The organism is Corallococcus sp. CA041A (genome assembly GCF_003612075.1).
Lineage (GTDB): Bacteria > Myxococcota > Myxococcia > Myxococcales > Myxococcaceae > Corallococcus > Corallococcus exiguus.
Window position 1 is genome coordinate 1 of record NZ_RAWF01000130.1, and the last position, 19,197, is coordinate 19,197.

Annotated in this window: 16 protein-coding genes; 8 read left to right on the top strand and 8 right to left on the bottom strand. The window is 70.0% G+C overall.

All coding sequences use genetic code 11. The features are described from left to right. A partial coding sequence (locus tag D7V77_RS22860; RefSeq protein WP_147452131.1) for an energy transducer TonB occupies positions 1-488 on the top strand: 488 nt, incomplete at its 5' end. Between the two features lie 52 nt (positions 489-540). Here D7V77_RS22860 and D7V77_RS22865 read toward each other — a convergent pair. Continuing rightward, on the bottom strand, positions 541-993 hold the full coding sequence (locus D7V77_RS22865; protein WP_233597170.1) for a MarR family winged helix-turn-helix transcriptional regulator: 453 nt from the start codon (positions 991-993) through the stop codon (positions 541-543). A gap of 239 nt (positions 994-1,232) precedes the next feature. On the opposite strand from D7V77_RS22865, the gene D7V77_RS22870 reads away from it, so the two are divergent. Together D7V77_RS22870 and D7V77_RS22875 are read left to right on the top strand one after the other, a co-directional pair. Further along, positions 1,233-2,618 carry a TolC family protein gene (locus D7V77_RS22870; RefSeq protein WP_120578415.1) on the top strand — a complete coding sequence of 462 codons (1,386 nt, stop codon included), beginning with the start codon at positions 1,233-1,235 and terminating at the stop codon, positions 2,616-2,618. 143 nt (positions 2,619-2,761) lie between these two features. Then, the gene (locus D7V77_RS22875; RefSeq protein ID WP_120578416.1) at positions 2,762-2,971 is read left to right on the top strand and encodes a hypothetical protein; all 210 of its coding nucleotides are present in this window, start codon (positions 2,762-2,764) and stop codon (positions 2,969-2,971) included. 49 nt (positions 2,972-3,020) lie between these two features. On the opposite strand, the gene D7V77_RS22880 is transcribed toward D7V77_RS22875, so the two are convergent. Then, positions 3,021-4,022: a Rieske 2Fe-2S domain-containing protein gene (locus tag D7V77_RS22880; protein ID WP_233597171.1), complete on the bottom strand. Its 1,002-nt coding sequence runs from the start codon at positions 4,020-4,022 to the stop codon at positions 3,021-3,023. 142 nt (positions 4,023-4,164) lie between these two features. Between D7V77_RS22880 and D7V77_RS22885 the strand changes: the two genes are divergently transcribed. After that, positions 4,165-5,058 carry a DUF547 domain-containing protein gene (locus D7V77_RS22885; RefSeq protein WP_233597172.1) on the top strand — a complete coding sequence of 298 codons (894 nt, stop codon included), beginning with the start codon at positions 4,165-4,167 and terminating at the stop codon, positions 5,056-5,058. A gap of 46 nt (positions 5,059-5,104) precedes the next feature. Beyond that, positions 5,105-6,175: an oxidoreductase gene (locus tag D7V77_RS22890; protein WP_120578418.1), complete on the top strand. Its 1,071-nt coding sequence runs from the start codon at positions 5,105-5,107 to the stop codon at positions 6,173-6,175. Between the two features lie 114 nt (positions 6,176-6,289). On the opposite strand, the gene D7V77_RS22895 is transcribed toward D7V77_RS22890, so the two are convergent. The 4 genes from D7V77_RS22895 to D7V77_RS22910 all read right to left on the bottom strand — a co-directional run bounded on the left by D7V77_RS22895 (position 6,290) and on the right by D7V77_RS22910 (position 12,488). Further along, positions 6,290-7,222, bottom strand: coding sequence for an ROK family protein (locus D7V77_RS22895; RefSeq protein ID WP_120578419.1), 933 nt, complete (start codon positions 7,220-7,222; stop codon positions 6,290-6,292). Between the two features lie 50 nt (positions 7,223-7,272). Then, on the bottom strand, positions 7,273-8,643 hold the full coding sequence (locus D7V77_RS22900) for a phosphomannomutase/phosphoglucomutase (RefSeq protein WP_120561255.1): 1,371 nt from the start codon (positions 8,641-8,643) through the stop codon (positions 7,273-7,275). A 169-nt stretch (positions 8,644-8,812) separates the two neighbouring features. After that, positions 8,813-11,212: a serine/threonine-protein kinase gene (locus D7V77_RS44885; protein WP_233597173.1), complete on the bottom strand. Its 2,400-nt coding sequence runs from the start codon at positions 11,210-11,212 to the stop codon at positions 8,813-8,815. Between the two features lie 214 nt (positions 11,213-11,426). After that, positions 11,427-12,488 (bottom strand): mannose-1-phosphate guanylyltransferase, encoded by a 1,062-nt coding sequence (locus D7V77_RS22910; protein WP_120578420.1) that lies wholly within the window; start codon positions 12,486-12,488, stop codon positions 11,427-11,429. 181 nt (positions 12,489-12,669) lie between these two features. Between D7V77_RS22910 and D7V77_RS22915 the strand changes: the two genes are divergently transcribed. The 3 genes from D7V77_RS22915 to D7V77_RS22925 are packed head-to-tail and all read left to right on the top strand — an operon-like array spanning position 12,670 to position 17,319. Next, the gene (locus D7V77_RS22915; protein ID WP_120578421.1) at positions 12,670-15,417 is read left to right on the top strand and encodes a GDSL-type esterase/lipase family protein; all 2,748 of its coding nucleotides are present in this window, start codon (positions 12,670-12,672) and stop codon (positions 15,415-15,417) included. 3 nt (positions 15,418-15,420) lie between these two features. Beyond that, complete coding sequence (locus D7V77_RS22920) at positions 15,421-16,893, top strand: MBOAT family protein (protein ID WP_120578422.1); 1,473 nt, start codon at positions 15,421-15,423, stop codon at positions 16,891-16,893. Between the two features lie 15 nt (positions 16,894-16,908). Further along, positions 16,909-17,319 (top strand): hypothetical protein, encoded by a 411-nt coding sequence (locus D7V77_RS22925; RefSeq protein WP_233597174.1) that lies wholly within the window; start codon positions 16,909-16,911, stop codon positions 17,317-17,319. Between the two features lie 9 nt (positions 17,320-17,328). On the opposite strand, the gene D7V77_RS22930 is transcribed toward D7V77_RS22925, so the two are convergent. Then, positions 17,329-17,700 carry a hypothetical protein gene (locus D7V77_RS22930; protein WP_233597175.1) on the bottom strand — a complete coding sequence of 124 codons (372 nt, stop codon included), beginning with the start codon at positions 17,698-17,700 and terminating at the stop codon, positions 17,329-17,331. 76 nt (positions 17,701-17,776) lie between these two features. After that, on the bottom strand, positions 17,777-19,171 hold the full coding sequence (locus tag D7V77_RS22935) for a serine hydrolase (RefSeq protein WP_120578431.1): 1,395 nt from the start codon (positions 19,169-19,171) through the stop codon (positions 17,777-17,779). Positions 19,172-19,197 lie beyond the last annotated feature (26 nt).

The following is a 19,197-nucleotide window of genomic DNA, read 5'->3' on the forward strand; positions in this document are numbered from 1 at the left end:
CGACGGAGGCCCCGCCGCCGCCCAATGACACGCCGCCGCCGGAGCCGTCCGCCAAGCCGCCGCCGCTCGTGGTGGGCATGACCATGTCGTCCACCACCAGCGCGGGCTCCTTCGCCGCGCCCGTGGGCAACACCGCCTACGGCAAGGCCAACGGCACCGCGAAGGCGCCTCAGGACGTGAAGGGCTACTCCGCGCCCAAGTACGTGCCCGTGTACCAGGTGGACACGGAGCCCTCCGTCGCGTCCGAGGTGAAGATTCCCTACCCGGACGAGGCGCGCCGCGCGGGCATCGAGGGCACCGTCACGCTCTCCATCACCATCGACGCGGAGGGCAAGGTGAGCAACGTGAAGGTCATCTCCGGGCCCGGCTACGGCCTCAACGAGGCCGCGCGTGACGCCATCCGCCGCTTCCGCTTCAAGCCCGCCATCAAGGGCGGCGAAGCGGTGGCCACGGAGATGAAGTACTCGTACACCTTCCTGCTGGACTGAAGGCACGCGCCCCGGAAGCTTCGGCCTGAGCCGTGGCTCCGGGGCGATGCGCCTACTGCGTCTTGAGCGCGCGGCGCATGATGTCGCGCAGCGCCGCCAGGTCCTCGTCCGGCATCGCGGCGATGAGGGGCGGCGGCGAGCTCAGCCGCGCCATCAGCCGGCCGCGCAGCTCCGCGCCGGCCTCCGTCAGCACCAGCATCTTCACGCGGCGGTCCTGCTCGCTGCTCTTGCGCTCCACCAGCCCGCGCGCCTCCAGCCGGTCCACCAGCCCCGTCACGTTGGAAGCGTCACACGACAGGTAGTTGGCGAGCGTGCTCATGGCGAGCGCTCCCTCGCCCAGCTGCCTCAACACGTGCGCCTGCACGGGAGACAGGTCGAACTCCGCCGCCAGCGCGGGGAAGTTGCGCATGTGCGTGTGCAGCAGCTCGAAGAGGAGCGTCCACGCCTGCTCCGGCAGCCCACTCCCACCCTCCGACAGGTCGGTGGTGGCCGCCGACCGGCGCATCACCTGCTCGCTAGGACCGTCGCTGAAGCCGTTCATAGTGAAGTTACGTTAAGTCATCGGACGCACATAAACAATTGACATCATCAACCATTGACCGCTACTACATTCCGCATATTCCAACATCCGACAGTGCGGAGTACTTTCACGAGGCCCTGGGGTCGGGTAGAGGACGCAACGCAGTCGTCCATTGGACGGATCCGCCTCGCGCTCCCGCGGGTCGGTGAGGAGGTCGAAGCGGTATGAGTACCTTTCTGGCGCTGTCCCTGTCGGCCACCCTGGCAGCGGCGCCCGTACTGACGCTGGATGAGGCACTGGAGTCCGCCCGCCAGCAGAACCTCGATTTGAAAATCGCCCAGGAGCGCTTCGAGCAGGCATCGCTCGCGACGCGCAAGGCCTGGTCGGGCTACCTGCCCACCATCACCGCTGGGGCCTCCATCACGCGCAACAACGTGGCGGCCATCATCCCGGCAGGCCCTATCGCCCCGGTGGACATCACCATCCAGCCGCTCATCCAGAAGGGTGCTCAGCTGGAGGCGCGGCAGGCCATCATCGCGCCGCAGCTGTGGGCGGGCATCGCGGCCTCCTACAAGTCCGTGCAACTGGCGGAGCTCAACACGCAGACGGCGCGCCGGCAGGTGCTCTTCGGCGTGGCGCAGGCGTACTACGGCGCCGCGGCGCAGCAGGAAGCCCTGCGCGCGCAGGAGCGGCTGCTGGAGCTGAACCAGGCGCGGGAGAAGGACACCCAGGCGCGGTTCGACGCGGGCACGGTGACGCGCGTGGCGCTGCTGCGCGCCCAGCTGGACCGCTCCCGCGCGGAGCAGGACCTGGTGCGCGCGAAGAACGCGCTCGCGGGCCTGAAGCTGGCGCTGGGCACGCTCATCCAGCGCGAGCCGGAGTTCGACCTGGCCCCGCCGCCGGAGCCGACGGTGCCCGCGCAGGCGTCGCCGGACGACCTGGTCAACCAGGCCATCCAGGAGCGCTCGGACGTGCAGGCCGCGGAAGTGGGCCTGAAGCTCAGCCGCATCAACAAGACGGGCGTCATCCTGAGCTACCTGCCCACGCTGGGCGTGACGGGCGCCTACCGCATCGCGAACGCGGCGGGCTTCACCGGCCAGAACGAGACCTGGGCCATCACCTTCGGCGCCAGCTGGACGCTGTTCGACGGCGGCCTGCGTGAGGCGAACCTCTCCGAGGCGTCGTCGCGCGTGCGTGAAGCCACCGTCACCCAGGTGCTGGCGCAGGCCCGCGTGAAGGAAGAGGTGCGTCGCTCCAAGCTGGACCTGGAGAACGCGCTGGCCAACCGCTCCAAGGCCGAGGAGGCCCTGGAGCTGGCGCGCGAGTCCAACCGCCTGACGGACGTGAGCTTCAAGGCGGGCGTCGCCACCTACCTGGAAGTCGCGGACGCCAACACCGCGCTCACCAACGCGGAAGTGGGCTTCGTGTCCGAGCGCCTCCAGGCGTCGCTCGCCGCGCTGCGCCTGCTCAACTCGCTGGGCTCCTTCGAGTCCGGTTCGGTGAAGAAGGACGCGGCCGCCCTGGGCGCGGAGCCCGGCGCGGGCGCGCCGAAGTCGCAGCAGCCTGCCCAGGAGCAGCCGGCTCCGCAGCAGCCCGCGCCCCAGCAGTAGGCGCGGTGTGACGAGCAATTCCCGGCGCCCGCTTCAGGGCGCCGGGTCCCCTGCCCTCCCGGGCGGGAAGCAGGTGCTTCGTTGTGGGGGTCCATCACCGGCCCCACCCTCCTCTGTAGGACCCGTTCCACGAGGAGGGAACCATGGCGGATGAATCCTGGGGCAACTGCAAGAACTGTCGGTTCTTCGCGGGCAACAGCGACGAGCCGAGCGAAGACGCGACGCAGAGCTGCAATCAGCCGGAGCTCCAGCAGTTCGCGCTCGTGGTCTCCGGCAACAGCGGCTGCAACGCCTACGAGGCCCGCACCGGTGAGACGGTGCCCTCATACGAAGAGCCCGCGCCGATGCACTGAGGACCCGCGTGTCCCATCGGTCCTCGCGATGCCACGGCTGCCCTGTCGTTCAGGTGCCGGTGGCGTCGCGGACCTGGGGCAGCGCCGGTTCAGGCGGGTGCGCGTAGTAGATGCGCTCCATGAGCTTGCGCTGGTGCACGAGCGGCTTGTCGTACTTGTCCAGCCGCATGCCCTTGTGGCTGTAGGGCGTGTCCGCGACGGTGGAGATGAAGCGCGCGTCATCGCGCACCTCCCACCAGGTGAGCCCCAGCGCGGCCTTCGCCGCCACCGGCAGCAGGGGCCTCAGCGCGGGCACCGTCGTGCGCAGGAAGGAGAAGACGTGCAGGCGCGTGGTGCGCGCCGTCTCCGGCACGAAGAAGATATGCGCCTGCGTGATGAAGGGGCGCGGCGCTCCCGAGGGCTGGATCCAGCTGACGGTGTAGACGCTGCGCACCGGGTCGAAGCGCGTCACCCAGTCATTGCGGAAGAAGTCCCCCTTGCCCACCGCGAGCAGGCGCATGATGGGCGCGGGCCGCTGAGGGGCGCGGTAGTGCACCTCCGTGTGGTCCTCGTGGTTGTGCGCCTCGAACTCCACCGCGCCCGCCTGCGAGCCGCTCCACCCCAGCCGGGTGTGGACGAAGGGCGTGTGCTCGTCCTCGCTGAAGTTGTCGAGCGCCACGTGCAGCGGCGCCTGGAACAGCGTGGAGAACGTCCCGCCGAAGACGTAGTCACCGCTGGCGAGCTCCGGCATCGCGGACCCGGGCGTGTCCGCGTGCGCGAGCCAGAGGTAGCCGTGGCGCTCCACCACCTGGAAGCTCTTCGCCTCGCAGTGGCGCAGCTCCGGCTGGCTGGGGTTGGTGCCGTGGCCTTTCGAGTCGAAGCGCCAGCCATGGTACGGGCACTGGAGCTGGCCCTCCTTTGTCACGAGGCCCTTCGACAGCGGCGCGAAGCGGTGCGGACACGCGTCCGACAGCGCCGCGGCCTTGCCGGAGGCGTCCCGGAAGAGCGCGTAGGCGTGGCCCGCAAGCTCCACCCGGACGGGCTGGCGGCGGAGCTGACGGGAGGGGAGCACCGGATGGAAATGCCTGACGACGTCGGGGGTAGGCTCCATGGCGCCAGCAGTATAGCGGGCTGTCGCGGTGGACCCCGGTGGGTCGCACGAAGACCTGAAGGTGTGGGAGGCCGGCCTCGCGGGTGGCATAGACTGCCCGGCCGTGAAAGCTCCCGTCCCTCCCCGCCGCCGTGCGCGCTGGTTCGCCGTGGCGACCATGGCCGTGCTGGTGGCGCTCGCCACGGGGGCATGGCTGTACGTGCGCGGCGCACTGCCGGCGCCGGTGCCCCCAGCAGCAGGGCCCTTCAGCTACACGGACTATGCGCAGGCGCTGAGCCACGTGCGCCCCAGCGGGGACCTGGACTTCGAGGGCCTCCGGCGTGACCGCGCGGTGCTGGAGCGCTTCGTCGCGTCGCTCGCGGCGGTGTCGCCACACCGGAAGCCGGAGCTCTTCCCGTCGCCCGAGGACGGGCTGGCGTACTGGATCAACGCGTACAACGCGCTGGTGCTCCTGCAGCTCGTGGAGCGCTACCCGGCCGGCGTGGAGGCGTCCTGGTTCGGCCGCTTCTACTGGGGCCGCACGTGGCCGGTGGGCGGCGAGCGGCTGACGCTGTACGCCCTGGAGCAGCGCATCCTCCTGGGCGAGTACGCCGACCCGCGCGTGCACTTCGCCCTCTTCCGGGGGACGCGCGGCGGGCCCCGGCTGGACGGCGCCCCCTATCAGCCGGAGTTCCTGGACGCCCAGCTCAACGACGCCAGCCGCCAGTACGTGGGGGATGCGCGGAACGTGAAGCTGGAGGACAAGACCGTGCGCCTGGCGCACCTGTTCGAGGACCGGAAGCAGGACTTCCTCAACGCGCTGCCGGAGGGCCGTGGCGGCAACGTGCTCCAGTTCGTCTGGGCCTTCCTGCCGGACACCTGCGAGGAGCGCCCGGGCTGCGACACGCGCGGCGACCTGGACCGCGCCTGCGGCCCCGACCTGGACAAGTGCCGCATCGCCTTCGTCCACGAGGACACCTCGCTGCCCGACGCCGCGAGCACCGCCGAGCGGCGCTGAGTTAGCGTCCCTCCATCGCGGACGAACACGCGGGAGGCAGCGGCGCATGACGATGGGAGCGGTGTGGCTGGCGACGTGGCTGGCGCTGGGGAGCGCGGACATGAAGTGGGAGCCGCAGGCGAGCGGGACGACGGTGCGGCTGCGCGGCGTGAGCGCGGTGGACAGCCGCGTCGCGTGGGCCAGCGGCGACAAGGGCACCGTCGTGCGCACCACGGATGGTGGAAAGACGTGGACGCGAGCCCCCGTGCCGGATGCGGACGGGTTGGACTTCCGCGACGTGGATGCCTTCAGCGACCGCACCGCCTACGTGCTGTCCATTGGCGCGGGTGACAAGTCGCGCATCTACAAGACGACGGACGGCGGCGCGCACTGGACGCTCCAGTTCACCAACACCGTGCCCGGGGCCTTCTTCAACGGCATGGCCTTCTGGGACGAACAGCACGGCATCGCGTTCAGCGACCCGGTGGAAAGGCACTTCGTCGTCATCACCACGGAGGACGGCGGCGCGACGTGGAAGCCCGTGCCGCAAGGGGCACTGCCGGCCGCGCTCGAGGGTGAAGCGGGCTTCGCCGCCAGCGGCACGAGCATCGCGGTGTACGGCAAGTCCCACGTCTGGTTCGGGCTGGGGGGCTCCATCGCGCGCGTGCTGCACTCGGCGGACCGGGGCAAGACCTGGGGCATCGCGCCCACGCCGCTGGCCACGGGTGAAGGCGCGGGCGTGTTCTCGCTCTACTTCTGGAGCTCCATGGCGGGCGTCGCGGTGGGCGGCAACTACAAGCAGCCGGAGGTCGCCACCGGCAACGCGGCGCTCACGGTGGACGCGGGCAAGCGCAAGTGGACCGTGCCGGGCACGCCGCCCGGGGGCTACCGCTCCTGCGTGGCCCCGTTCACGCCCGAGAAGAAGATGTGGCTCATCACCGTGGGGCCCACGGGTTCGGACGTGTCGAAGGACACGGGCAGGACTTGGGAGCCGCTGGACACCACCGGCTTCCACTCCGTGTCCACGCCGCCTCGCAAGCAGGACACCGCCTGGGCCGTGGGTGAAGAAGGGCGCATCTCGAAGCTCGTCTTCACGAGCGCGGAACCAGCTCCGAAGACCGCGCCGAAGCAGCCGTAGCGCTCCGGGACCTGCGTGGCGCGAGCCGCATCGCATGGCAGCGGCTTCGCGCCGCGAGCGCCCTGACGGGACCTGCATGGCGCGGGGGAGCAGGCTCCACCCGCGCCAGAAGCCTCACTTCACCAGCAGCGCCGCGCCGATGATGCCGCTGTCATCGCCCAGCTCCGCGTCGGCGATGAGCAGGCCCTCGCGCGACACGCGGGACGACCACTGCTGTACGCCGTCCAGCACCTGCCGCTTGATGCCCGGGCAGTGCGTCAGCACACCGCCGCCCAGCACCAGGCGCGAAGGGTTGAGCACCGTCACGTAGTTGGCCACCGCGAGCGCCAGGAACCGCGCCGCGCGGTCGTGGATCTCCTTGGCCTTCGCGTCCCCCGCCTCCGCCGCCGTCTCCAGCGTCACCGGGGTGATGGTGTCCGGGTCGTCGTGGGCCAGCGTCTCCAGCACGCGCGAGCCGCCGGACGCCAGGAGTTCCTTCGTCTGCGCGATGAGGTTGTGGCCGCCCGCGTACGCCTCCAGGCAGCCGTGCTCACCGCAGCCGCACAGCCGGCCGCCGGGCACCACCTTGATGTGGCCCAGCTCGCCCGCCACGCCGCCGCCGCCCTGCACCAGCCGCCCGTCCGCGATGATGGCGCTGCCCACGCCGGAGCCCACGAACACCACCAGGATGTCATGGGCACCGCGACCCGCGCCCGCGTGCAGCTCGCCCCACGCCGCCGCGGACAGGTCGTTCACCACCTTCACGTCGAAGCCCAGCCGCTTCGTCAACATCGCCGCCAGCGGCACGTCACGCCAGCCCAGGTTGGGCGCCACGGAGATGACGCCCGTGTCCTTGTGGATCTGCCCCGCCGCGCCCACGCCGCAGCCGTCCACCTTCACGCCGGACTGCTTCACCGCCTCTTCCGCCGCCTGGGCGATGGTCTCCACCACGCCCTGCGGCTTGCGGTCCTGCACCGCCACCTTGGCGCTCGCGAGGATTTCACCCTTCCCGTCCACCACCGCGGCCCGGGCGAACGTCCCGCCCAGGTCGATTCCCAGCGTCGGCATGTCCAGCTCCCTCCCTTACGTGCGTGTGCTTCGCGTGGAGCGCGAAAGGCTCAGGCGCCGACTTCCTTCTGCGCCTGGGCGACCGTCTTCTCGATGAGCGCCTGGATCTCCTTCACGCGGGCCTCCGTGCTGGCCTCGTAGCGCAGCACCAGGATGGGCTGCGTGTTCGACGCGCGGATGAGGCCCCAGCCGTCCTCGAACGTCACGCGCACGCCGTCCACGTCCACCACCTTGTGGCCCGCGTCGCGGAGAATCTCCGTGGCGCGCTTCACCATGGCGAACTTCTTCTCCTCCGTCGTGTCGAAGCGCAGCTCGGGGCTGGCGAAGGTCTTCGGCACGTCGGAGAGCAGCTGCGACATGGACTGCTTCTCGTGCGTCAAAATCTCCAGCAGGCGCGCGGACGCGTACACCGCGTCGTCGAAGCCGAAGTAGCGGTGCTTGAAGAAGATGTGGCCGCTCATCTCGCCGGCCAGCTCCGCGTGCTCCTCCTTCATCTTCGACTTGATGAGCGAGTGGCCCGCCTTCCACATGATGGGCTTGCCGCCGTGCTTCGCGATGTCGTCGTACATCGTGTAGCTGCACTTCACCTCGCCGATGATGGCCGCGCCCGGGGACTCCTTCAGCACGTAGCGGCTGAAGAGCACCATCAGCTGATCACCCCAGAGCACGTTGCCCTGGTCGTCGATGACGCCGATGCGGTCGCTGTCGCCGTCGTACGCGATGCCGACCTCCGCCTTGACCTCCTTCACCTTCTTGATGAGGTCCTGGAGGTTCTCCACCACCGTGGGGTCCGGGTGGTGGTTGGGGAAGTCCGCGTCCATCTCGCAGAACAGGGGCACCACGTCGAAGCCCATGCTCTCGAACAGGGGCACCGCGATGGCGCCGCCCGTGCCGTTGCCCGCGTCGATCACGATCTTCATCCCCTTGCGGCCCACCTTCACCGTCTGACGGATGAAGTGGTTGTAGGGCGTGATGATGTCGAAGGGCGTGACCTTGCCGGGCTTGTTCGAGGTCGCGAAGTCCTTGGCCTCGATGAGGCGGCGCAGTTCCTTGATTTCGGGGCCGTGGAAGGTCGTCTTGCCCGCGCCAATCTTGAAGCCGTTGAACTCCTTCGGGTTGTGGCTGCCGGTGATCATCGCCAGGCCGTCCACGGGCAGCGTGTTCGCCGCGAAGTAGGTCAGCGGCGTCGGCACCACGCCCACGTCGTAGACGTCCAGGCCGGTGGCGGTGAGGCCCTTCGCGAGCGCGTCGCGGAAGCGCGTGGAGGACTCGCGGCAGTCGCGGCCCACCACGATGGAGGTGCCGCCCTTGCGGCGGATCATGGTGCCCAGACCCAGGCCCAGGAGCTCCACCACCTCGATGGTGAGGTCCTTGTCCACCAGGCCTCGGATGTCGTACTCGCGGAAGATGTGCGCGTTCATGGCAGTGTCCCCACCCTCGACAGGAACCGGGAGGGCGTAACGGAAGGCGTCGGACACTACACGAGCGGGCCTGGGGGCTGCACACGCCCGAACGGGCCCGGCTGACTGTTGAACGCCCGGCCCCCCTGGGAGGGCGGAACCTACCCCCGGCGAGGGCTGATGGCCCCCATCAGACCATGGCCCCGCTGGCCTGGGCACCGGCTCCGGCTCCGGAGCCTGCTGGCACCCGCCGCAGCAGCGACTGGTAGTGCTTCAGCCAGGACGTGTTCAGCGGGTCCAGCTTGAGGGCCTCCGCGTAGCGCTCCAGCGCGGCGGGAACAGCCCGTTGGACCTCCAACGCATGTCCCTGGGTGAAGAGGGCGCGGGCCTTCTTCTCCACCTCCGGACGGGCGGCGAGGAAGGCGCTGCGCAGGGCCTCCATGGTGGGCTCCGGGACGCCCGCGGCGACGCAGCGGGCAAGGCCGCTCACGTTGCCCCGGGTGGCGTCGTAGCCCACGCGGGAGAGCGGATCGCCGAGCATCCGCTGCGCGGCCAGCACGCGCACGCGCAGGGCGTCCAGGGCCTGGCGCTGCACGGTAGGCAGCGGGCGGTGCTGGAAGGCGAGCAGGCGGCGCAGGGCGGCCTGGGCGCGGCGGTGGATGTCGCCGAAGTCGGCGTCGTGCTTCGCGCCCAGCAGCGTGTAGGGGTCCCGGGCGACGGCCTCCGCGCGGGACAGCATGCGGGCAAGCTCCCCGTCGGGCGCGGGCTCCGCGTCCTCCATGAGGGCGCGGGAGAGCAGCCGGCCCAGCGCGGGGAACTCGTCGGAGAAGTGGACGAAGACGCCCGCGGGCACGTTCCAGGTGCGCGCCTCGTCGAAGGTGACGTGGCGGACGACGTCGCAGGCGCCCAGGGCCGTCTCGCCCCGGAAGGACACCTCCACTGTCAGCCGCGCGGCGAGCGGGGGCAGTGAGCCCTGGCACTCGGCGAAGAGGCCCTCGGGGGCGACGTCGCTCACGGAGACGGACTGGAGGACTTCGCCCGGCGTGAGGCCCAGGCGCACGCGCAGGTCCGTGGGCGCGTCCGTGCGGGGCGCGGAGGCCTCCAGGGGCGGCACGGCGTTCACCAGCGGAATGGGCGCGGCGTCATCGACGACGTCCACCAGCGGAATGGGCGGAGGCGACAGAATGGACACGGGCTCCAGCGACGGCGCCAGGGTCATGAACGGGATGGCCGCGGCGCCCAGCGTGGACGTGGGGTTCACCGAGGGCTGCGCCATGACGTCCAGGGGCGAGGCCGGATCCACCAGCAGGATGGGCGCGGTGGCCTGGAGGGAGTTCGGCGTGACGATGCCGAGCTTCATCGTCTTGGCCGGCGCGTTGGGCACGTAGCCCTCGGCCGGCAGCTCCGGTTCGGCGGACCCCAGCAGCGCCACGGCGGAAGCCCAGAACGCGGCCACCTCCGCGCGCATGTCCCCCTCACCGGGACGGACGTTGGACGGCACGCCATGCGCCGCGCGCAACGCCGCATCCCCCACGGACGAGGCGGCCATGCCCCATTCAGGCACGTCCTCCACGATGTCGAAGTCGTCCGCCGCGCCGTGCGTCTCGGCAGACTCCTTCGCCGTGGCGACCACCTCCACCACATCGGACACATCCTCGGGAGCATCCGCGAACGCGTTGCGCACCGGCGCCTTCAGGCCCAGCGCCTCCGCGAGCGCGACGCGGAAGGCCCACGCGCTGTCGAACCGTTCCTCCGGCTTCGCGGCCAGCGCGCGCAGCAGCACGGTGGACAGCGCGGGCGGCACGTTCGGATTGATGGCGTGCGGCGGGAACAGCGTCACATCCGCGGAGCGCCCCAGGCCGAACGGCAGCCGGCCCGTCACCAGCAGGTAGCCCGCCACGCCCATCGCATGCACATCCGCGCGAGGGCTCCGGTTCATCCCCTCGCACTGCTCGGGCGCCATGAACGTGGGCGAGCCCACCGTCACGCCCTGCGTGCGCTCCTCCAGCGACAGCGCCGATTCCCGCACCGCGCCCGCGCCGAAGTCCCGCACCCGCACGCGCCGCTCGCCCTTCGCGTCGCGCGTGATGAACATCGAATCCAGCGTGAGGTCCCCATGCACCAGACCCCGCGCGTGCGCCGCCTCCAGCCCCGCGAGCGCCTGATCCAACACCTCGCCCACCTCGGCCGGAGACAGCGGCAGGGGCATCGCGCTGAGCGACTCGCCCTCCGGCGCCTCCTGCAGCACGCAGGGCAGTCCTTGCGGACCGGGGCGCACGTCCAGCACGCGCGCCACGTGGCGGTGCACGACGTTGCGCTGCGCCAGCGCCTCCGCGATGAACCTCGCGCGCACGGCGGGACGGGCCGACAGGTGCGCGTGCAGCACCTTCACGGAGAAGCGGTGGCCAGTGGGCACGTACTCCGCCAGGTACAGCGACGCCACCGCCCCCACCTCCAGCCGGCGCTTCAGCATCAGCGGCCCGTGCCGCTGACCCTCCAGCGAATCCCCCGACACCGGAGGCCGGGCAGCGACGGGGCACGCCTCCCCATCCCGGTGTTCGCCCACGCAGCGCTTGCAGCCCATCGCCATCCCCGCCTGTCGCCCCGGAAATGGGGCGGACCCGGGATGGACTTGCAACCCGCGCGCCTCGTGCCCGGGGCCCGCTTTCGTCCGGACCGCGACACTCCAACACCCGCGAGTGCCAGCAAACCCCGCAAAACGAACCAGGGCCCCCTGTAGAAACGACAGGGAGCCCCGGGAAGAAATGTGTGGGGTGAAACAGGAGGCGAAGTCGCCTCCAGACCTACAGCAGCTTGGTGCGCTTGCGGGCCTTGAGGGCCTCGACGACCTTGCGGACGTCCTGGCTCTTGTCCTTGGGGACCACGAGCACGGCGTCACCGGAGTCCACCACCACCACGTCGTGCATGCCCACGACGGACAGCGTGCGCTTGTCGGACAGCACCACGCAGTTGGTGCAGTCCACCAGCACCGCGTCGCCGGAGACGACGTTGCCCTGCGCGTCCGCGGGGCGCACTTCCGGGATGGCGGCGAAGGAGCCCACGTCGGACCAGCCGAAGTCGCCGTCCAGCACCGCGATGTTCTCCGCCTTCTCCATCACGCCGTAGTCGATGGAGATGGAGGGCAGCTTGGGGAACACGCGCTTGAGCACGGCGGGGAAGGTGCGCTTGCCCGCGGCCTTCTGGAGCGCGTCCAGGCCCTTCTGCATCTCCGGCATGTGCTGCTTGAAAGCCTCCAGCATCACGTCCGCGCGGAAGACGAAGATGCCGCCGTTCCACAGGTAGTCGCCGCCGGCCAGGTACTCCTGCGCCGTCTTGAGGTCGGGCTTCTCCTTGAACGCCTTCACGCGGCGGCCGCCGCCGTCCAGCGCGGCACCGACCTGGATGTAGCCGTAGCCCGTCTCCGGGCGCGCGGGCTTGATGCCCAGCGTGACGATGTGGCCCCCTTCCGCGATGCGCGCCGCTTCCGCGAGCGTGCGCTGGAAGCCCTTCACGTCCGCGACGTGGTGATCCGACGGCAGCACCGCGAGCACGCCCTTCGGGTCGCGCGCGGCCACCTGGAGCGCGGCGAGCGCGATGGCAGGCGCGGTGTTGCGCGCCACGGGCTCCACCAGGAGGTTGCCCTTGGGCAGCCCCTTCACCAGCTTCAGCGCCGTCTTCGCGTGCACGGGGCCGCACACGATGAAGGTGTTCTTCACCGGCGCCAGGCCCTTGAGGCGCTGGGCGGTGTCGGTGAGCAGCGGCTGCTTGGAGGCCAGCGGGAGGAACTGCTTCGGACGGGCCTGGCGGGACAGCGGCCAGAAGCGGGTGCCGGAGCCTCCGGCCATGATGACGGGGTAGAGGGCCATATACGGGTGCGAGCTCCTAGGGGCGCACGCCGGCCCATGGCCTGGCGCGCACGGCGGCGCACCATAGCGCGTCGCGCCAGCGGAGGAAGGGGGCCCGGCCGCCTACCCTCCGAGGGATGGGGCGCGACAATGTGGGCAGAGTTTTGACCCGTCCCCAAAAAGCCAGTCTCATGCCCCGGCGTTGAGCCTCAAGCCCACATCCACCGGATGGACGCTGGCCTTCACCGTGCTGCTGGCGGTGGGGTTGTCCCTGGCGCCATTGCCGGAGAAGTTCCGCCCCCTCCCCAGCCTCCGTCAGGAAGGTTCGCTCGGGCCCAAGCTGGCGGCGCTCGTGCTGCCCGCGTCCCTGCGCGGCGTGAAGGCTCCGCGCCCGCCCTCGGACACCATGGTCCCGGACGCTCCGCCCACCGCGGTCGCGGAAGCGGACACCGCCGCCAACGACACGGATCCGAAGGCGGGCCCGCAGGTGGGGGAAGCCCCGGCCGTGCCCGGCATCGGGCTGGAGGAGCTGAGCGCCCCCACGCTGGCGACCGCGCTGGAGCTGGAAGCGCTGCGCGAGCGCATGGGCGCGAAGCACGTGGACATCGAGCTCAACTGCCGGAAGACGCGCGCGGACGGAACGTGTGAAGAGGACGGCCTGGCGCCGTTCATGAAGGCGCTGGGAGATTTGCGCGCGGACGCGCGGCGCACGCCGGTGCGGGTGGTGCACCTGGGCGATTCGCTGATCGCCTCCGACTACGTCACGGACGTGGTGCGCGACCGGCTCCAGGAGCGCTTCGGTTCGGGCGGTCCGGGCTTCCTCTACATCCACCGGCTGGCGAGCGCAGGCCGCGCCACGCGCGCGGGCACCGCGAGCACGGATGGATGGAAGATGGAGCGGCTGGTGGACACGCACTGGCCCAAGGACCGCGTGGGCTGGACGGGCGTGGCCTTCTCCACGAGCGGCCCCGCGCAGTCCACGCGCTACTCCGTGGAGGGCGCGCGCGAGGCGGAGCTGTTCTTCCTGGCCCAGCCCGCCAACGGCTCCGTGCAGGTGGCGGTGGACGGAAAGAACACGCAGCGAATCCAGACGCGCGCGTTCGGATCCAAGGCGGAAGCGGCCTTCGCGCGGCTCAAGATTCCAGAAGGCGCCAAGACGCTGACGCTCACCACGAGCGGCAAGACGGAGCTGCACGGCGTGTCGGTGGAGTCGGGCACGCCGGGCGTCGTCTACGACACGGTGGGCCTGTTGGGCGGCATGGCGGAGGTGTACCTGCGCGCGCAGCCCCAGGCGTTCCGTGCGCAGCTCAAGCACCGCAAGCCGTCGCTGGTGGTGTTGATGGTGGGCGGCAACGAGGCGTTCTTCCTCTCGCGCGACCGCACCACGCTGGACGAGGTCCGCTCGCAGATGAAGGAGCTGGTGTCGCGCGTTCGCACGTCGGTGCCGGACGCGGCGTGCCTCGTCATGTCGCCCATCGACGCGGGCGTGCGCACGCTGAGCGGCGAGCTGATCACCCGCCGGCACTCGGCGGAGGTGTCGGAGGTGTTCCGCGAGGAGGCGCGCGCGGGAGGCTGCGCCTTCTACGACACGCTGGCGGCGATGGGCGGCGAGGGCTCCGCGCTCAAGTGGCTGGAGTCCGGCCTGATGCTGGAGGACCTGGTGCACCCGCGCGTGCGCGGCTCCAACCTGCTGGGCCACCTGTTCGACCTGGCGTTGCAGCGGGCCTTCGCGCGCACGCATCCGCCGCGGCTGCCGGGCACGGACACGACCGGCCTGCAGAACGCGGCCCCTTCGCTGCGCCGCACGTTCGAATCACTGGCCCGCCGGGAGTCCGGCGCGAAGCTGCGAGTGGGCATCGCGCAGCTGGGCGCGTCGCACACGGCGGCGCACTACTTCTCCGACAAGGTCCGCGACGCGCTGACGAAGCGCTTCGGTGACGCGGGCCGGGGCTTCATCGCCGCGGGCAAGCCATCCTCCCGGCTGGAGGGGGCACGCGTGACGCGCACGCTGGACGGTGCGTGGACGGTGGAGGACGCGAAGAGCACGCCCGGAGGCGTCTCCGGAAGCATCTGGGGGCTCACCGGAATCCGCGCGGTGGGAGCGCCCGGCGCGAGCCTGGGCATCTCCTTCTGCGAAGGCTGCGCGGAGGACAAGAACCGCCAGGGCCGGCTGGACCTGTACGCGCTGGACGCGCCAGGGGCCGCGGCGCCTGAAATCACGGTGGACGGTGAAGAAATTCCTCCGGAAGCACCGCCGCCGGAGCCGCTGACGCAGCCCACGGTGCGCATCCGTTCGTTCCCGGTGATGGGCGTGGCGCACTCGGTCCAGGTGAAGGTGCCGGAGGGTGGCGGGAGCGCGACGGTGCTGGGTGCGTCGCTGGAGTACGACGTGCCGGGGCTGGTGTACGACGCGCTCGGGTTGCCTGGCTCCACGGCCTTCACGGCGCGGGACATGGATGCGCCAGCGATGGACGCGCAGCTGACCGCGCGTCGTCCGGACCTGCTGGTGTTCTGGTACGGCACCAACGAGGCGGAGCTGCCGGGGCTGGACGCGAACGGGCTGCGCCAGGACTACGCGGCGTTGATTGCGCGCATGCGCAAGGCGACGGGCGCGGAGTGCCTGGTCATCGGGCCCACGGACCGGCTCCAGCAGGAAGCGAACGGCCAGTGGGACGAGGCGCCTTCGCTGGCGAAGGTGCTGAACACGTTGCCGCAGGTGGCGAAGGACGCCGGCTGTGCGTACTGGTCCGCGCGCGCGGCGATGGGCGGTGAGCGCTCCATGCAGCGCTGGCAGCGGCAGCCGGAGCCGCTGGGCCACGCGGACGGGGTGCACCTGACGCCGCAGGGTTACGCGGTGCTGGCGAACGCGTTCGTGAAGGACCTGATGGCGGCGTACGAGTCCACGAAGAAGGGCGGCGAGCCGACAGCCTCCGCCGCGGGAGCGCCCTGAGCCGTGCTGTCCCACAGCCTCCAGTACGTCGTCTTCGTCATCGTGGTGTTCGCGCTCTACTGGGCGGTGCACCGGCATTACTGGCCGCGGATGCTGTTGCTGCTGGCGGCCAGCCTGATGGTCTACGTGTCGTTCCTGCAGGTGCCGCTGACCGCGTTCGTGGGCGGGATGCCCGTGGGCGAGCTGGTCGTGAAGCTGGTGCCGCTGTTCATCTTCCTGGCCGGCGTGACGGTGGATCACCTGCTGGTGAAGGGGATGGGGAGCACGGAGCGGCCGGGGCTGCGCAAGCTGCTGGTGGTGCTGTCCATCGTCTCCAACCTGGGGCTGCTGGCGGGCTTCAAGTACCTGGAGCTGTTGCGCAGGACGGTGTCGTCGCTCTTGGGGCCCTGGGGCGTGGAGGTGCGGCCGGAGCCCTTCCATTTCCTGTTGCCGGTGGGCCTGTCGTTCTTCGTGTTCCAGGCCATCAGCTACACGGTGGACGTGTACCGGGGGAAGGCGAGCTCCGAGCACTCGTTCGTGGAGCACCTGCTCTACATGCTGTTCTTCCCGCGGGTGTTGAGCGGGCCGATTGTCCGCGCGTCGGAGTTGATGGCGCACTTCCGGGAAGTGCCCACGCTGTCGTCGGATGACGGGAACAAGGCGTTGTTCCGCGTCGCCGTAGGGCTGGTGAAGAAGCTGGTCATCGCGGACGTGCTGGGCAGCGGCATCGTGGATCCGGTGTTCGGCAGTCCGCACGCGTACTCGTCGGCGGAGTGCGCGGTGGCGGCGGTCGCGTACACGTTGGAGCTGTACTACGACTTCTCGGGGTACTCGGACATCGCGATTGGTGTGGCGTCGCTGTTCGGCTTCAAGTTCCCGGAGAACTTCGCGCGGCCGTATCTGGCGAAGAACCTGTTCGAGTTCTGGAACCGCTGGCACATGAGCCTGTCGTCATGGCTGCGGGACTACCTGTACATCCCGCTGGGCGGCAACCGCCGGTCGAAGCCGCGCGTGTGCTTCAACCTGATGATGGTGATGGTGCTGGGAGGCCTGTGGCACGGGGCGGACTGGCGCTTCGCGGTCTGGGGCGCGGTGCACGGCGTGGCGTTGTGCGGGGTGCGGTGCTGGTGGTGGTTCAAGGGCAAGCAGCAGGAGCCGGGCCCGGCGCGCGTGGCGTTCGGGATGCTGGCCACGTTCACGCTGGTGGTGTTGACGCGAGTGGTGTTCCGAGCGCCGGACATGGCACACGCGGGTGAGTTCTACGCCCGGATGCTGGCGGGAATCCCCGGCCTGGCGAACGTGGGTCCGCTGGTGTGGAGCATGCTGGCCATCGCGGTCCTCGCGCACGCGGTACCGATGAAGCTCTACGACACCGCGGCGCTCGTGTTCCTCAAGATGCCCGCACCCGCGAGAGCGGTGGTGCTGGTGCTCCTGGGATTGGGCATCCGCCAGCTGTCCACGCTGGAGACCCGGCCGTACGTGTATCTGCAGTTCTGAGTAGGCTTGTGCCGGATGGGTTCTTTCCGGCGACAACTCTTCTGGATTGGCATCGCGGGGCTGGGCATCGCGTGCGCTGGGGCGCAGCCTGCGAAGCCGGTCGAGCCAGCTGTCATTCCCTGGCCTGGGGATGACCTGCAACCGCTTGCGACATTGGAAGGGCCCGCCATCCAGGCCGCGCATGCAGCCCTGGAAGAAGCGCTGAAGCGATTTCCGAAGGAGTCCGCGGGGCAGTGCGCCTTTTCCGCCAAGGCACTGGAAGTCGTCATCGGTCAGGAGGCGGGCTGGTACTTCGCTCGCGTCAATCGCCGCGTGGACAGGTGCCCCGGCTTCGGTCCAGGTGTCACGGGCCTCGAAACGGACTGGTTCGAGCTGTACGCGATCTCTCCAGACGGAGACATCACGCGATATCCCTACCAGCCCTGATTCACACATTCAGGGCATGGACGGATACCGCGCCAACACCTTTCCCTCGGGTGAGACGGCGTACAGTTCGAACACGTCGAACCCGAGCACGGTACCGGGTGCCCATCCGCACTTATCGGGCCGTGGCTTGATGCGGACGAAGTACAGCCCTCGCTCCTCGCCCACGATGACCTCCATCCCCTTCGCCGAGAAGGCACAGCTCTTGGCGTACTCCTTGGGGTACCGGGAGAGGACCCGCTGCAACGCGGCGTGCGCGGCCAGGACCGCGGGGCCGTCCAGGGTTGCCAGGGGCTGAAGGTTGTTAGGCCACTGGATGCCTTTTTCGACAGTAGGCGGGCGTGTCGCTCCTCCGTCCTGAAGGAGCGAGACGCAGAGGAGCAAGTGATGCGGCTTCAGCACTGGAACCTCCATCACGCCTCGGCGAGACGCGCTGTCCCTCCGAGCCTACCCCACCGCTTCAGTTCGCCTGGAGGGTGAGCAAGGTCACCCGATTGTCAGGGCTCAGCCCCACGCGGTACCGCCACGTCGCGGCGCCGAACTGCACCAGGTACGTGTAGATGCGGTCGTCGCCTCGCGTCTCACGGTTCGCCAGCACCAGCGGCCCCGCGGCCCCAAGCCCCTGCAACACGGACCGGAAGTACGGACCTGCATCCTCGAAGTACCTGGCCGGCACGTAGGCGAACATCGACGGCTCCCAGGCGCCCTGGCGCGTCTTCTCCAGCAGCTCCGTGAGCCTCGCCGTCACCTCCGGCTCCGTGTCCGGAATGGGCTTGAGCGGCGGCACGGCGAGCGCCGGATTCACGATGGCCGCGATGCCCTCCACGAGCAGCGCCGGGTTCGACTTGTCCAGGTTCGCCAGCACCACGATGGACAGCTCATCCCCCAGGAAGCGTGAATAGGCCGTCCGGAATCCCTGCCACGATCCCGTGTGCCTGTGCAGCGGCTGACCGTTGCGCTCCAGCACCTCCCAGCCGAAGCCGTACGGCTGGCTGGCACCGCTGTTCAGCTTCACTGGCGACAACACCTCCCGCCAGCTGTCCTGCGTCAGGAGGGCCCGCTTCGCCACCGCCTCCTCCCAGGCCAGCATGTCCTTCAGCGAGAAGTAGAGCGCGCCGTCCCCCGTCGTGTTCAACGACTGCGATACCCACTGCTGGTTCTTCACCACGCCCCCCACCAGTTCGTAGCCCGCCGCGCGGTTCGGGATGACATCCGCCTCGCTGATGCCTCGCGCTGTCTTCATGCCCGCGGGCTTGAAGACCTGGCGCCCCAGGACCTCCTGATACGTCATGCCCGCGACGCGGTTCACCAGGAGGCCCAGCAGCACGTAGCCGGAGTTGCTGTAGTTCCACCTCAGCCCCGCCGGGAACTCCAGCGGCAGCTTGTAGATGAACTCCGCGAACTCCTGCTCCGTGTAGTCCTTGCGCTCGTCGAGCAGCCCCTCCAGGTCCTTGATGCCAGACGTGTGCGTCAGCAGGTGGCGCACCGTGATGGGCTTCCACGTCGCGGGCGCATCCGGGAAGTACTTCGTCACGCTGTCGGACAACGCCACGCGCCCCGCCTCCACCTGGAGCATCAGCGCCGTCGCGGTGAACATCTTCCCCACCGACCCCGACTGGAAGAGCGTGTCCGTCCCCACCGGGACCTGGTGCTCCAGGTTCGCGAAGCCATACCCCTTCGCGAGCACCACCCGGCCGTGACTCACCACCCCCACGGCGAGCCCCGGCACACCCAGCCGCTTCTGCTCCGCGCGCACGAACGCGTCGATGCGCTCGCGGAGCGAGTCACGGGCCTGAGCGGGTCCGGCCACCAGGAAGACGACAGCCAACGCGAGCGACATCAGGGAATGGCGCATGGGGATTTCCGACATCCGGCCCTGCA